This window comes from Sphingopyxis sp. Soil_C_28 (assembly GCF_057657055.1).
In genome coordinates, this window is record NZ_JBDGJE010000001.1 from 1,255,738 (window position 1) to 1,268,965 (window position 13,228).

14 protein-coding genes and 1 tRNA gene are annotated in these 13,228 nt (G+C 62.8%); 8 read left to right on the forward strand and 7 right to left on the reverse strand.

The features are described 5' to 3' along the window. Positions 1 to 15: 15 nt before the first annotated feature. From AC3A43_RS05845 to dusB, 3 genes are read right to left on the reverse strand one after another with little or no spacing between them, the layout of a single operon-like run. On the reverse strand, positions 16 to 1,431 hold the full coding sequence (locus AC3A43_RS05845) for a sigma-54-dependent transcriptional regulator (RefSeq protein WP_487791586.1): 1,416 nt from the start codon (positions 1,429 to 1,431) through the stop codon (positions 16 to 18). Further along, positions 1,428 to 2,519: a two-component system sensor histidine kinase NtrB gene (locus AC3A43_RS05850; protein WP_487791587.1), complete on the reverse strand. Its 1,092-nt coding sequence runs from the start codon at positions 2,517 to 2,519 to the stop codon at positions 1,428 to 1,430. Before AC3A43_RS05850 ends, AC3A43_RS05845 begins: the two co-directional genes overlap by 4 nt. Continuing rightward, on the reverse strand, positions 2,516 to 3,514 hold the full coding sequence (gene dusB, locus AC3A43_RS05855; RefSeq protein WP_487791588.1) for a tRNA dihydrouridine synthase DusB: 999 nt from the start codon (positions 3,512 to 3,514) through the stop codon (positions 2,516 to 2,518). Before dusB ends, AC3A43_RS05850 begins: the two co-directional genes overlap by 4 nt. 95 nt (positions 3,515 to 3,609) lie before the next feature. Here dusB and AC3A43_RS05860 point away from each other — a divergent pair, with 95 nt between their 5' ends. After that, entirely contained in the window at positions 3,610 to 4,788 is a 1,179-nt protein-coding gene (locus tag AC3A43_RS05860; RefSeq protein WP_487791589.1) for a bifunctional 2-C-methyl-D-erythritol 4-phosphate cytidylyltransferase/2-C-methyl-D-erythritol 2,4-cyclodiphosphate synthase, read from the forward strand. Between the two features lie 4 nt (positions 4,789 to 4,792). Then, positions 4,793 to 5,350: a CinA family protein gene (locus AC3A43_RS05865; protein ID WP_487791590.1), complete on the forward strand. Its 558-nt coding sequence runs from the start codon at positions 4,793 to 4,795 to the stop codon at positions 5,348 to 5,350. Here the strand turns inward: AC3A43_RS05865 and AC3A43_RS05870 are convergent. Together AC3A43_RS05870 and lipA are read right to left on the reverse strand one after the other, a co-directional pair. After that, positions 5,293 to 5,772: a type II toxin-antitoxin system RatA family toxin gene (locus AC3A43_RS05870; protein WP_487791591.1), complete on the reverse strand. Its 480-nt coding sequence runs from the start codon at positions 5,770 to 5,772 to the stop codon at positions 5,293 to 5,295. The genes AC3A43_RS05865 and AC3A43_RS05870 overlap by 58 nt on opposite strands. 7 nt (positions 5,773 to 5,779) lie before the next feature. Then, on the reverse strand, positions 5,780 to 6,742 hold the full coding sequence (gene lipA, locus AC3A43_RS05875; protein ID WP_487792028.1) for a lipoyl synthase: 963 nt from the start codon (positions 6,740 to 6,742) through the stop codon (positions 5,780 to 5,782). A 62-nt stretch (positions 6,743 to 6,804) separates the two neighbouring features. Between lipA and AC3A43_RS05880 the strand changes: the two genes are divergently transcribed. From AC3A43_RS05880 to AC3A43_RS05890, 3 genes are all read left to right on the forward strand, one after another. Continuing rightward, positions 6,805 to 7,443 (forward strand): carbonic anhydrase, encoded by a 639-nt coding sequence (locus tag AC3A43_RS05880; RefSeq protein WP_487791592.1) that lies wholly within the window; start codon positions 6,805 to 6,807, stop codon positions 7,441 to 7,443. 12 nt (positions 7,444 to 7,455) lie between these two features. Further along, a complete protein-coding gene (locus tag AC3A43_RS05885) occupies positions 7,456 to 8,034 on the forward strand; it encodes a DUF2846 domain-containing protein (protein WP_487791593.1) in 579 nt (192 codons plus the stop codon). Between the two features lie 96 nt (positions 8,035 to 8,130). Then, on the forward strand, positions 8,131 to 8,832 hold the full coding sequence (locus AC3A43_RS05890; protein ID WP_487791594.1) for a DUF899 family protein: 702 nt from the start codon (positions 8,131 to 8,133) through the stop codon (positions 8,830 to 8,832). Positions 8,833 to 8,916: 84 nt separating this feature from the next. Here the strand turns inward: AC3A43_RS05890 and AC3A43_RS05895 are convergent, their stop codons facing one another. Then, the gene (locus tag AC3A43_RS05895) at positions 8,917 to 9,363 is read right to left on the reverse strand and encodes a PaaI family thioesterase (protein WP_487791595.1); all 447 of its coding nucleotides are present in this window, start codon (positions 9,361 to 9,363) and stop codon (positions 8,917 to 8,919) included. 4 nt (positions 9,364 to 9,367) lie between these two features. Next, a complete protein-coding gene (gene ettA / locus AC3A43_RS05900) occupies positions 9,368 to 11,047 on the reverse strand; it encodes an energy-dependent translational throttle protein EttA (protein ID WP_487791596.1) in 1,680 nt (559 codons plus the stop codon). Between the two features lie 132 nt (positions 11,048 to 11,179). On the opposite strand from ettA, the gene AC3A43_RS05905 reads away from it, so the two are divergent. The 3 genes from AC3A43_RS05905 (at position 11,180) to AC3A43_RS05915 (ending at position 13,227) form a co-directional block, all read left to right on the forward strand. Beyond that, on the forward strand, positions 11,180 to 12,565 hold the full coding sequence (locus AC3A43_RS05905; RefSeq protein WP_487791597.1) for a M28 family peptidase: 1,386 nt from the start codon (positions 11,180 to 11,182) through the stop codon (positions 12,563 to 12,565). A 205-nt stretch (positions 12,566 to 12,770) separates the two neighbouring features. Then, positions 12,771 to 13,160: a hypothetical protein gene (locus AC3A43_RS05910; protein WP_487791598.1), complete on the forward strand. Its 390-nt coding sequence runs from the start codon at positions 12,771 to 12,773 to the stop codon at positions 13,158 to 13,160. After that, positions 13,151 to 13,227: transfer RNA gene (locus AC3A43_RS05915), tRNA-Pro, on the forward strand. Before AC3A43_RS05910 ends, AC3A43_RS05915 begins: the two co-directional genes overlap by 10 nt. The last annotated feature ends 1 nt before the right edge of the window (position 13,228 follow it).

Here is a 13,228-nt window from a genome sequence, read left to right on the forward strand (position 1 = left end):
GATTATTGCCGCGCGTCACGGATGCGTCGGATCGATATCGAGCTGCCCGAGCCGCTTTCGAAGCGTGTTGCGATTGATACCAAGGCGCCGCGCGGCCTCAAGCTGATTGCCGCGAACATCGCGTAGGACCCGTCGGAACAGCGCCGCCTCGACAATCGCTTCGAGCTGTTCGTGGATATCGCCGTCGCCTGCCGCGCCAGCCATCTGTTCGCGGGCCCAGTCGTCGACTGCGCGGGCGATAAGCGCCGCCGGGTCGACCGCTCCGCCACCCTCGCCATTTTCGTTCAGCACCGTCTCGACGTCGCGCACCGTGACGACCGTGTCGCGCGACAGCACGGCCAGTCGCTGCACCACATTGCCGAGTTCGCGGACGTTCCCCGGCCAGTCGTAACGTTCGAGCCATTGCATCGCGGCGGGCGCGAACTGCCGGTCGGGAAGGCCCGAACCCCGGCCCGTTTCCACAAAATGACTGACCAGTGCCGCGATGTCGCTGCGCCGGTCACGCAGCGGCGGCAATGTCACCGGAATGACGTTGAGGCGGTAGAACAGATCCTCGCGGAACCGACCGTCGGCGACGAGTGTGCGCATGTCACGGTGCGTCGCGGCGACGACACGCACATCCGCGCGGAGCGCCTGACTCCCCCCAACGGTCGAATATTCGTTGCTTTGCAGCACGCGCAGCAGGCGCGTCTGGGCCTCCAACGGCATGTCACCGATTTCGTCGAGAAAGAGCGTACCACCGGCGGCCTGTTCGAACCGGCCGGCATTGCGGCTGTGCGCCCCGGTAAAGGCGCCCTTTTCGTGACCGAACAACTCAGCCTCGATCAATTCGCGCGGGATCGCCGCCATATTGATCGCGACAAAAGGTCCCGTCCGGCGCAACCCCGTCGCGTGGATCGCGCGCGCAACCACCTCCTTGCCCGTCCCCGATTCTCCGAGGATCAGCACGGCAAGGTCGTTCGAGGCAAGCCGGGCTATCGTGCGGTAAACCGCCTGCATCGCCGGCGCGCGGCCGACGAGGCCATGGCTGTCCGCTGGCGTGGCATCCCTCGCGGCGGGTTCGGCCCGCCGTTGCAATGCGGCGCGGACGCTGGCTGTCAATTCATCGAGATCGAATGGCTTGGGCAGGTAATCGTAACTGCCGATGCCCGTCGCACGCACCGCGGTGTCGAGCGTATTCTGCGCCGACAGCACGATTACCGGCGTCGCGGAATCCACCCCGGCGCGCGGTAGCGAGTCGATACCGTCGCCATCGGGCAGGACGACATCGGTAATGACCAGATCGGGACGGTTATCGGCAAGCCAGGCGTTGCGCTCTGCTATGCTCCCGACCGACGCGAAATGACCGCATTCCCCGACGAGCGTTTCGCGAATGATCATCGCGATCGCCGGATCGTCTTCCACCAGCAAGATCGTCTTGCCCTTGCTCATGCTGGCCGTCCCTTTTGCGCGACCGGAAGGTGAACACGGAAGCGTGTCCATTCGCCGTCACGGATATGCTGGGCCGTACCGCCCATATCGCGCGCAAGCTTGGCGACAAGCGCGAGGCCGAGTCCCCGCCCCTCGCGCTTCGTCGTGACGAAAGGATCGAACAGGTCGCCGCGAATATCAGCTGGAACGCCCGGCCCGTTGTCGCTGACGCCGACCTCGATCGGCAGTGCGATACGGCCGCGGCCATCGCCATTGTCGATCGAAAGGCCGTGGCGGTACGCCGTCGTCAACCGCACGACGCCGTCGTCGCGCCCGCCCAGCGCCTCGCAGCCGTTGGTCAGCAGGTTGAGCAATATCTGCACCATGGCGTCATGGTTTCCGTGGACCAGCGGCAGCGACGGATCGAAATCCTCGGTAAAACGTACGCCAGGAAACTGGCGAGCGCGCGCGGTTTCAAGCGCCTGATGGATCGGCTGATAAAGGTTGATCGGCCCACAAGCGATCGGTTGCCCGCGCGAGAAATGCTCCATCTGATCGATCAGCGTCGCAATGCGGTCGACTTCGGCGCAGATCAGCGTTGTGAAGCGCTCTCCGCCAGCATCCGTTTTCCTTGCGAGAAGCTGTGCCGCGCCCTTGATGCCCGCCAGCGGGTTTTTGATCTCGTGCGCCAGCATCGACGCCGCCGCCCCTGCGGCACGGCCTGAGCGGCCTATGGCACCGCCCATCAGTTCAGCGTCGCTTTGCGACGGGACAAGCGCGAGAATACGGTGCCCACTCTGGCCATAAGGGACCATCTGCATATCAACGAAGATCGACCTGCGACCACCCGCCGCAATTTCGGTGCGATGCGCGAATAACGCCGACGTCGCCGTATCGGTCATCCGTTGGCGGTAACTGCGGTCCATATGGATCACGTCATAGACGACGCGCCCGACCATTGCCGAGCGGCTGACGTTGCAAAGCTGTTCGGCCGCGGCGTTGACGAACAGCACGACCCCGCCACCATCGATCAGCAAGGTCGGGACGGGATGCGACTGGATCAGCTCGTCATGGTCGAAGCTCGGAATGCTCGACGTGAGGGCGGTCACGCCGCCGCCTTGCTCAGGAACGGCGTGTAGAACCGCTCGAGCGCGTCGAGGACATCGCGGCTGTTGGGGATCTGGTTGACCTGGTTGCGAAACTCAGCCGAGCCATGCAGGCTCTTGACGTACCAGCCGAGATGCTTGCGCGCCATATTGACGCCGGTGATCTCTCCATAATGGTCGATCATCGCGCGATAATGCGATGTAATGACGTCATATTGTTCGTCGATGCCCGGGTCGGGACGCGGGCTTTCGCCGCGCAGCGCAGCCATCACCTGACCGAGCAGCCAAGGCCGACCATAGGCGCCGCGACCGATCATGACGCCATCGGCGCCGCTTTGCGCAAGCGCGGTGCGGGCGTCGTCGGCCGAACAAATATCACCGTTGACGATGACAGGGATCGCTACTGCGTCCTTGACCGCGCGCACGAACGCCCAGTCGGCCTCGCCGCGGTACATCTGGTTGCGCGTGCGCCCGTGAACGGTGACGAGTTTTGCGCCCAGATCCTCGGCAATATGCGCGAGTTCAGGCGCATTGAGGCTGTCATGGCACCAGCCCATGCGCATCTTGACCGTTACCGGCACAGATACCGCCTTGACGCAGGACTCGATCAACGCGGCAGCAAGTTTCAGATCGCGCATCAATGCCGAGCCAGCATCGCCATTGGTGACCTTGCGCACCGGGCAGCCCATATTGATGTCGATGATCGCGGCGCCGCGATCTTCGTTGAGCCTCGCCGCTTCGCCCATTTCATAGGGCGTGCAACCGACAAGCTGCATCGACACCGGTTCTTCGACCGGATCCCACGCCGCTTTCTGGACCGACTGGCGTGTTTCGCGGATCGCGGCCTGGCTCGCGATCATTTCGGTGACATTGAGCCCCGAACCAAAGCGGCGGACAAGCTTGCGGAACGGAAGATCGGTGACGCCCGTCATCGGCGCGAGGATCACGGGATCTGCGATGGTGATGTTGCCGATCTGGATGGGCTGCAGCGGCGCCATGCGGGGAGCTTTCGTCTGATTGCCTAAAATTTGAGCAGCCCGTACACGCTAAGCGGCTTTCCCGCAAGGCGCGGCTGCGCTAACCGCCGCGCACGATGACCGAGTCCGTCCCCTTCCCTGCGCCGCGCATCGCGGTCGTGCTGCTTGCGGGTGGCCAAGGGACGCGTGCGGGTTTCGAGGTGCCGAAACAGCTCGCTATGCTCGGCGCCAAGCCGGTGCTGCGCTGGAGTCTCGACGCGTTTGCCGAGCATCCAGCGATCGGCGGCGGCGTTCTGGTGGCCAATCATGACGTCGTGGCGGCGGCGGGGATTCTTCCAGCGCGATGGATTTCTGCCCATCCCGGCACGGAACGTCAGCAGTCGGTGGCCAATGCGCTTCGCTCTCTCGCCGATTGGGAGGATGATGCGTTGGTCCTCGTTCATGACTCCGCGCGGCCCGGGGTTACGGCCAGCCTGATCGACCGCCTGCTTGCAGCGCTGGTCGACGCCGAAGCGGTAATCCCCACATTGCCCGTTCCCGATACCTTGGTCGAGCAGACAGCCCATCTGGCCGGCGAGGTTGTCGACCGTAGCGCTCTCGCGCGCGTTCAGACGCCGCAGGCGTTCCGTCTTGGCACATTGCGCCGCGCGCATGCCGAAGCCGTCGAGGCCGCTGCGACCGACGATGCGCAGCTGGTGCGCCGTCTGGGCGTATCGGTGGCAACTGTGCCGGGCGAGGCGCGGCTCCACAAACTGACATATGCCGAGGATATGGCGATCCTCACTGGACTGCTGGGGATCGGAACGATGACGCGCACCGCGGTCGGCTTGGGATATGATGTTCATCGGTTGGTGGCGAACAAGCCGCTGTGGATCGGCGGCATAGAAATCGCACATAGTCATGGTCTTGAAGGCCATAGTGATGCTGACGTCGGACTTCATGCACTGACCGACGCGATCCTCGGGGCACTCGGCGACGGTGATATCGGCGATCATTTCCCGCCCAGCGATCCGCAATGGCGCGGCGCGGCGTCGCATCGTTTTCTCGGCTTTGCCGCCGAACGTGTAACGGCACGCGGGGGGCGCATCGACCATGTCGATCTGACCATCATTGCCGAGGCGCCCAAGATTGGTCCGTACCGCGAAGCGATGCGGACGCGAATATCCGAAATCCTTGCGATTCCGGTTGAACGGGTTAGTGTGAAAGCGACGACGACAGAGCGGCTGGGCTTCACCGGCCGCCGCGAAGGGATAGCGGCGCAAGCCGTCGCTACCCTGCAACTTCCGGAGAATTGAAATCGTGCTGCCCGACGCTGAATCGCGCCTTACCGCGCGCGACGACCTCGCCACGACCGTGCTCGCGAACAATCGCGCCGCGGGACGCAAGGTCGCGGTCGCCGAAAGCTGCACCGGCGGCATGGTCAGCGCGGCGCTGACCGACATTGCCGGAAGTTCCGACGTCTTCTCGGCGGGCTTCATCACCTATTCGGGCCATGCTAAGCAAAGCCAGCTGGGTGTCAGCAGCGAAATCATCGAAACCTTTGGCGAGGTGTCGCTCGCGACCGCCTGGGCGATGGCTGCGGGAGCGCTGGAAAACAGCGATGCCGATGTCGCGGTCGCGATCACCGGAATCGCCGGACCGGGCGGCGGGTCAGAGAAAAAGCCGGTCGGCCAGGTCGTCTTTGCGCGCGCGCTGCGCGGCCAGAATTCCGACGATTACTTCACCCAGCGCGTTAAGTTCGAATCGACCGACCGCGCGGCGATCCGCCACCATGCGACGCTTTTTGCGCTCGACCTGCTTCAGCCCGACAACGACGAGCTGCGGCCATCGGAGGATGTCACCCTCCCCGCCCCGTAAAGTGCGTCGGCGCGCGTTTCGAACGCGGCGATCATCTTGCGCAGCGCCTTGTCGAACATCTGTCCGGCCAGCGCCTCGAACATCCGGCTGCGGAACGAGAAATCGACGAGGAAATCGACGCGGCAGCCTCCACCCTCGGCGGGCTGAAAATGCCATTCATTGTTCAGATGCTTCATCGGCCCGTCGATATAGCTGACGACGACCTCATTTGACCGCTGCTTGTGGACGCGGCAGGAAAAGCTCTCGCGCAATCCCTTGAAGCCGACGATCATGTCGGCAACGGTCTCATGCTCGCTGTCGCTTCGGATGCGAAGCGCGATGACCCAAGGCAGAAACTCGGGATAGCGCTCGATATCGGTGACGAGCGCGAACATCTGCTCGTCGCTGTACGGCAGGATCCGGGTCTCGTGGTGCCGCGGCAAGCGCTGATCAGCCCGCCTTGACGCGCGCCAGTTGCGCCTCGCGCGCGGCGCGCATCCGCTCGAAATCGTCACCGGCGTGATAGCTCGATCGCGTTAGCGGAGATGAGGCGACCTGCAGGAAGCCTTTGGCGCGTGCGATCTGCGCATAGGCGTCGAAGGCCTGAGGCGTCACAAAGTCGATCACCTTGGCATGTTTCGGCGTCGGCTGCAGATACTGGCCCATCGTCATGAAATCGATGTCGGCGCTGCGCATGTCGTCCATCACCTGATGCACCTCCATCCGCTGCTCGCCGAGGCCAAGCATGACGCCCGATTTGGTGAAGATCGACGGGTCGCGGCGCTTGACGCTTTCGAGCAGGCGCAGCGATGCATAATAGCGCGCGCCCGGACGGATTGTCGGATAGAGCCGCGGCACCGTTTCGAGATTATGGTTATAGACGTCGGGCCGGGCATCGATGATCGCGGCCACCGCGCTCTCGGGCTTGTTGCGGAAATCGGGGGTCAGGATTTCGATCGTCGTCTTGGGCGTCTCGCGGCGGAGTGCCTGAATCACCTTCACAAACTGGCTGGCGCCGCCGTCGGGCAAATCGTCGCGATCGACCGAGGTGATGACGATGTGGCTGAGCCCCATCTTCGCCGCGGCGATTGCGGTATGTTCGGGTTCGAGCATATCAACCGCGCGCGGCATGCCGGTCTTGACGTTGCAAAAGGCGCAGGCGCGGGTGCAGGTGTCGCCGAGAATCATCACCGTCGCGTGCTTTTTCGTCCAGCATTCGCCGATGTTCGGGCACGCTGCCTCTTCACAGACCGTGTTGAGGTTCAACTCGCGCATCAGCTTGCGCGTTTCCGCATAACCGGGGCTGGTCGGCGCCTTGACGCGAATCCAGTCGGGCTTGCGCTGGCGCTGGCCAGACGCGAGGGGGCTGGGGGTCGTTTCAGGCTGGGGGACAGGTGAGGCTGGAGCGTTCATGTCGCCCACATAGTCTTGCACGCGCCTCTTCTCAACCTCTCTACCTATGCTAAGGCGCCTCCATGACTCACTTTGCAGATATGATCGAGGGTTACCGTCGTTTCCGTAACGGCGGTTGGCAGCAACAGCGCGAGCGCTGGGAACATCTCGCAGAGGGGCAATCGCCCAAGGTGATGATCATCGCCTGTTCGGACAGTCGATCCGAACCGTCGCAGATTTTCGACACCAATCCCGGCGAAATCTTTGTCGTCCGCAACGTCGCGGCGCTGGTGCCGCCGTTCGAGACGACGCCCGGGCGTCACGGCGTCTCGGCCGCGCTCGAATTTGCGGTCCAGTTCCTGAAGGTCGAAGAAATCGTCGTGATGGGCCACGGCATGTGCGGCGGCTGCCATGCGGCGCTGCACCGAACGATGGCAGGCGCCGAGCCGGGGCGCGGTGGCTTTATCGCCGACTGGATCGCGATGCTCGACGACGCAAGCGAGCAAGTGCGGAGCAGTCACGCCAATATCGACAACCGCGAAGCCGGCCGGGCGATGGAACTGGCGGCAGTTCGCGTAAGCCTTGACAATCTGAGGACTTTTCCCTGCATTCAGGAGAAGGAACGGCGCGGGACATTGACGCTGCGCGGCGCCTTTTTCGCGATCAGCGACGGCGTGCTGCACGTGATGGACGAGGCGACGGGAGAATTTTCTCCTACTTGAACAGGAGGCAATATGAGCAAGAATGCGATGTGGCTGACTCTCATTTTTCTGGGGGCTATCTTTGGCGCGTTCATGGGGCCGTCGCTTGCGCAAACGCTGTCACCCGGAACCTTGCTGGTCCTTTTTGTCCTGCTGATAGGCGGCATCGTCATTTTCTGCATCTGGGCGCTGTCGAGCAACAAAGGCGGGGCGAAGGCCGACACCGCCGCCACCGCCGACGCCCGCACGATGCAGGCTCCCGAAGGCAAAGCGCGTATCTATGTCACGCGCCGCGGCTTTGTTGCCGCCTTGCAGGGCATGGACGTTAGTCTGGAGGGCGTGGCGAAAGGCCAGATCAAATCGGGCCAGATGCTGATGGCCGATGTGCCGCCCGGGACCTATCGTCTCCATGTCGCAACCGCCAAGGCGAAGCTGGCGCGGCCCGCCGATCTGGAGATCGATGTCGGCGCGGGCGGCGTCGTCGTTGTCGATGCGATGATCGAAATGGGGGCACTGAAAGGCGGCGTGAAGCTGACGCGGCTTGATGCCGCAAAGGCGCGCGAGAATGTCCATGCGACCAAACTTATCTTGTGGGAAGCGCCGCCAGCCTGAGCCCACTGCGACGAACCGACGCGGACCTGCGGGCAATCGTGAAACATATCCGCAACAATGGCGTTAACCGAACGTTCTCCCAAAAAGGAGAATTTGATGGCCCTTCGCCAAACCCTCTCGGCTGCGCCGGCGCTTGCTTCTCGTCGGCGTGCCTTTCCCGGCGAAGATGAATCCTACGCCAAAGCCCGCAAATCGCTGCTCGCCGAAGAAATCGATCTTCGCCGTCGGATGACGCGCGTCGCCGAACAGCGGCGCCGGCTGCCGGCGGGACCGTTTATGCAGGGGTACAGGTTCAGGGACGCCAACGGCACCGAACAGGGCCTCGCCGACCTGTTCGGCGACCATGATACGCTGGTCAGCTATTTCTGGATGTATGGCCCCGAACGCGAACGCCCCTGCCCGATGTGCACCAACTGGCTGGGCGCGGTGAACGGCAATGCCAACGATATCAAACAGCGCGTCGCATTGAAGGTTTTCGGCCGCAGCCCTGTCGAGCGTCAAAAAGCCTTTGCGCAGGAACGCGGCTGGCAGGCGCTCGATTTCGTCCAGACCGTCGGAGACGACTATGCGAAGGATTTCCGCCTCCTCAACGCAGACGGCAGTGAAAATCCTGCGCTGGCGGTGTTCAAGCGCAGCGGCGACGGCATCCGCCTGTTCTGGAAGAGCGAAATGACGCGCGAAATGGCCGACCCCGGGCAGGACCCGCGCGATGCACCCGATATCGCCAGCCTGTGGTCGATTCTCGACCTGACGCCCGGCGGGCGTGGGAGCGACTGGTATCCTTCGCTGGAATATTGAGGCTTAAAGCCACAAAAGCCCCGCACGCGCGCATCGAAACTGTGTCTTTTGTGGCCGTTTTCAGACAACCGGCTTAGAGATCATTCAAGGAATAGCGTAGGTCACGTTTGCCTGCCCGACGGGCTTTTCGGCGTCGTCGGTCCAGATGCGGACGTCCATCACCGCAAGCCGCTTGCCGAGGCGCAGCATATGCGCGTCGGCGAAGAGCGGGCCCGGGCGGCATGGGCGGAGGAATTGATAATTGAGCGCACTCGTCACCGCCATCGCGACGGGACCGATATGCGCGAGGAGGAGCGCATAGGCCGCCATGTCGGCGAAACCCATCTGCGTCGGGCCAGAAATCAATCCGCCGGGGCGGAGCGCCTTGTCGGTCGGGTCCATCCGAGCCTGGATAAAGCCCGGTGCGGCGGACACGACGTGGCCGCGCGATCCGGGTTCGGAATGCGGAAAGGCCGCTTTGAGAAAATCGTTGAGCGCATCCGCATCCATGCGGATCGCGCCCGACGAAACCGGATCAGCCTCCCCCGCCATCAGATCAGCGTGTCAGTTTCTTGTACGACGTCGCATGCGGACGTGTCGCATCGTCGCCGAGGCGGCGAATCTTGTCTTCTTCATAGGATTCGAAATTGCCCTCGAACCATTCGACATGGCTGTCACCCTCGAACGCGAGGATATGCGTCGCGAGGCGATCGAGGAAGAAGCGATCATGGCTGATGACCACGGCGCAGCCCGCAAAATTCTCCAGCGCTTCTTCGAGCGCGGCGAGCGTTTCGGTGTCGAGATCGTTGGTCGGTTCGTCGAGCAGCAACACGTTGCCGCCCTGTTTCAGCATCTTCGCCATATGGACGCGGTTGCGTTCGCCGCCCGAGAGCTGGCCAACCTTTTTCTGCTGATCGACGCCCTTGAAGTTGAACGCGCCGACATAAGCGCGCGTCTGCATCTCGTGCTTGCCGATGTTCATCATTTCAGCGCCGCCCGAGATTTCCTGCCAGACATTATTGTCGGGTTTCAGATCGTCGCGGCTCTGGTCGACGAAGCCGAGATGGACGGTGTCGCCGATCGTCACCTTGCCGCTGTCGGGGGTTTCCTGCCCGGTGATCAGCTTGAACAGGGTCGATTTACCCGCGCCGTTCGGACCGATCACGCCGACGATGCCGCCGGGCGGGAGCGAGAAGGAGAGGTTTTCGAACAGCAGCTTGTCGCCAAAGGCTTTCGAGATATTCTCGACCTCGATCACCTTGCCGCCAAGGCGCTGGGGAACCTGAATGACGATCTGCGCCTTGCCGGGGATGCGCTTTTCCTGCGCCTCGACCAGCTGGTCGAAGCTTTTGATACGCGCCTTCGATTTGGCCTGACGCGCTTTCGGCGACTGCCGAATCCACTCGAGCTCGTCCTTGATCGCTTTCTGGCGACCGGCGTCCTCGCGCGATTCCTGCTCGAGGCGCTTGCCCTTCTTTTCGAGATAGGTCGAATAATTGCCCTCGTAGACGAAGTAGCGACCGCGATCGAGTTCGAGGATCCAGTTCACGACATTGTCGAGGAAGTAACGATCGTGAGTGACGAGGATTACGTTCCCCGGATAATCGACGAGATGCTTTTCGAGCCAGGCGACGCTTTCGGCGTCCAAATGGTTGGTCGGTTCGTCGAGCAGCAGGATCGAGGGCTTTTCGAGCAGCAGGCGGGTCAGCGCGATGCGACGCTTTTCACCGCCCGACAGGCTTTCGACGCTCGCATCGCCCGGCGGGCAGCGCAGCGCTTCCATCGCGATTTCGAGCTGGTTGTCGAGCGTCCAGCCATCGACCGCGTCGATCTTTTCCTGAAGCGTGCCCATTTCTTCCATCAACGCGTCGAAATCGGCGTCGGCGGGCGGATCGGCCATCAGCGTGCTGATCTCGTTGAAACGCTCCATCATGTCGGCGACGCCGCGGACGCCGTCCATGACGTTTTCCTTGACCGTCTTGGTCGGGTCGAGCTGCGGCTCCTGCGCGAGATAGCCGACGGTAATGCCGTCGCCCGCCCAGGCCTCACCGGTGAATTCTTTGTCGATCCCGGCCATGATTTTCATCAGCGTCGACTTGCCCGTACCGTTCGGGCCGACAATGCCGATCTTGGCATCGGGATAGAATTGCAGGCTCAGATCCTTGAGCGTCGGCTTTTGCGCGCCGGGATAGGTCTTGTTCAGACCCTTCATCACGAAACTATATTGGGCGGCCATGGAAATGCTCCGGATATGGGCTGGGCCGCGCGCGCGGCCGGGACAGAATGAGTTGCGCGCCGGTTAGCGAATGGGCGCCCGCTTGGCAATCGGCGCTTGCGGCGCGTGCGGGCTCGCCGCATGGAATACACCATGCAAATCATCCGTAGCACCACCCGCCTTGCCGGGCTCGCCGCCCTTATACTCACCACAACCGCCGTTGCGGAGCCAACAGCCGTCGATCTGGCGCAAACCGGCGACGACCCGGCGTGGTCGATTACCAAAGGGCTCACGACCGATATCGGTCCGCGGATGGCGGGCACCGAAGCCGAAGCCGTCGCGCGGCGATGGGCCACCCAGCGGTTGCAGGCGATGGGCTTCCGCAATGTGCGCGAAGAGCCGTTCGATATGCCCGTATGGGTGCGCGGTGTCGAAGAAGCGTGGTTGACCAGCACCCTCCTGCCCCAGAAGCTCGCGATCACCGCGCTCGGCAACAGCGAGTCGACCGGACCGAAGGGGATCGAAGGCGATATCGCCTATTTCGAAAGCTTCGACGCGCTGGCGACCGCCTCCAATGCATCGGTAGAAGGCAAGATCGTCTTCATCGACCATGATATGAAGCCAACACAGGACGGTAGCGGCTATGGCTATTATGGTCGTGGCCGGTTCACCGGACCCAATATCGCCGCGAAAAAAGGCGCGATCGCGATCGTAATCCGCTCAATCGGCACCGACAACCACCGAAACCCGCACACCGGGGTCACCAATTTCGAGGCCGGTGTGAAACCGATCCCGGCCGGCGCAATCTCGAACCCCGACGCCGATCAACTTGTCCGGCAGTGGCAACGCCCGCAACCTGTGCGCTCCGATAAACGGCCGCCGCTCAAGATGAAGCTGATCCTTACCCCGCAGAATCTCGGCACGAAGAAGTCGGGCAATGTTATCGCCGAAGTCACCGGCAGCGATCCGACGGCCAGTCCGGTCATCATCGCCTGCCATCTCGACAGCTGGGACCTGGGCACCGGCGCGATCGACGACGCGGCGGGCTGCGGTATCATCACCGCCGCCGCGAAGCATGTCATGACAGCAGGCCAACCGCGCCGGACGATCCGCATCTTTTGGGCGGGCGCCGAGGAAGTCGGCGTGTTCGGCGGCAAGGCCTATTTCGGCGCGCACGGGAAAGAGAAGCACGCCGTCGCGCTCGAATCCGATTTCGGTGCCGACCGGGTATGGCGGGTCGATTTCAAGCTGCCCGACAGCGCGAAGGCACTTTCGGACCGGATTGCCGCCGCGCTGATGCCGTTCGGAGTGGTACGCGGGAAACAATCCGCGAATGGCGGGGCCGACATCGGCGCGCTCGTCGAGGCGGGTGTTCCGGCGATCGATCTGGCGCAGGATGGGACACGTTATTTCGATATCCACCACACACCCGACGACACACTCGACAAGATCGACCCTGCGCAGTTGCGGCAAAATGTGACAGTTTGGGCAGCGACTCTGGCGATTCTCGCCAACAGCACGAACGAAGAACTCCCCTGAGTATGACGGAGAAATGACAGATTCCCGTCCCCGCCGACCATCTCAATTATTTTTGTTGACGATTCATGCGGAACGGCTAAATCCCGCCGCTCGCGGAACGGGAAAGTTTCCCCAACGCGTTAAGGCATTTTAGGGAGCCCACACATCATGAAGAAATTTGCTGCTATCGCCGTTGCTGCCAGCATGTTCGCCCTCGCCGCTTGCGGTGAAAAGGCTGCTGAAGAAGCCACCACGGAAGCTCCGGCTGCTGAAGCTGTTGCTGAAGAAGGCGCCGACGCCGCTGCTGCTGGCGCTGAAGCCGCTGCCGCTGGTGCCGACGCTGCTGCTGCTGGTGCAGAAGCTGCTGCTCCGGCTGACGCTGCTGCAACCGCTGCTGCTCCGGCTGATGCCGCTGCTGCTCCGGCCGCTGCTGCTCCGGCTGAAGAAAAGAAGTAAGTCGCAGCCCTTCGGGGCGTTGACTGAAACGAGAAACGGGCGGTCTTCCTTCGGGAAGGCCGCCTTTTTCTTTGCCCAGCTTTTTCGTCAGAGCGAGTCCGGGCGGGATAGACTTGTGTCTCTGCCCTGTCTAAGGCGCGGGGCAGTAGTCGGGGAGTAGCGCAGCCCGGTAGCGCGCCTGCTTTGGGAGCAGGATGTCGCAGGTTCGAATCCTGTCTCCCCGACCAC

Bases quoted from the DNA above. Each gene is read 5' to 3' on its own strand.
- AC3A43_RS05845 (WP_487791586.1), bottom strand. From the start codon at position 1,431: ATGAGCAAGGGCAAGACGATCTTGCTGGTGGAAGACGATCCGGCGATC.
- dusB (WP_487791588.1), bottom strand. From the start codon at position 3,514: ATGGCGCCGCTGCAGCCCATCCAGATCGGCAACATCACCATCGCAGAT.
- AC3A43_RS05860 (WP_487791589.1), top strand. From the start codon at position 3,610: ATGACCGAGTCCGTCCCCTTCCCTGCGCCGCGCATCGCGGTCGTGCTG.
- lipA (WP_487792028.1), bottom strand. From the start codon at position 6,742: ATGAACGCTCCAGCCTCACCTGTCCCCCAGCCTGAAACGACCCCCAGC.
- AC3A43_RS05880 (WP_487791592.1), top strand. From the start codon at position 6,805: ATGACTCACTTTGCAGATATGATCGAGGGTTACCGTCGTTTCCGTAAC.
- AC3A43_RS05885 (WP_487791593.1), top strand. From the start codon at position 7,456: ATGAGCAAGAATGCGATGTGGCTGACTCTCATTTTTCTGGGGGCTATC.
- AC3A43_RS05890 (WP_487791594.1), top strand. From the start codon at position 8,131: ATGGCCCTTCGCCAAACCCTCTCGGCTGCGCCGGCGCTTGCTTCTCGT.
- AC3A43_RS05895 (WP_487791595.1), bottom strand. From the start codon at position 9,363: ATGGCGGGGGAGGCTGATCCGGTTTCGTCGGGCGCGATCCGCATGGAT.
- ettA (WP_487791596.1), bottom strand. From the start codon at position 11,047: ATGGCCGCCCAATATAGTTTCGTGATGAAGGGTCTGAACAAGACCTAT.
- AC3A43_RS05905 (WP_487791597.1), top strand. From the start codon at position 11,180: ATGCAAATCATCCGTAGCACCACCCGCCTTGCCGGGCTCGCCGCCCTT.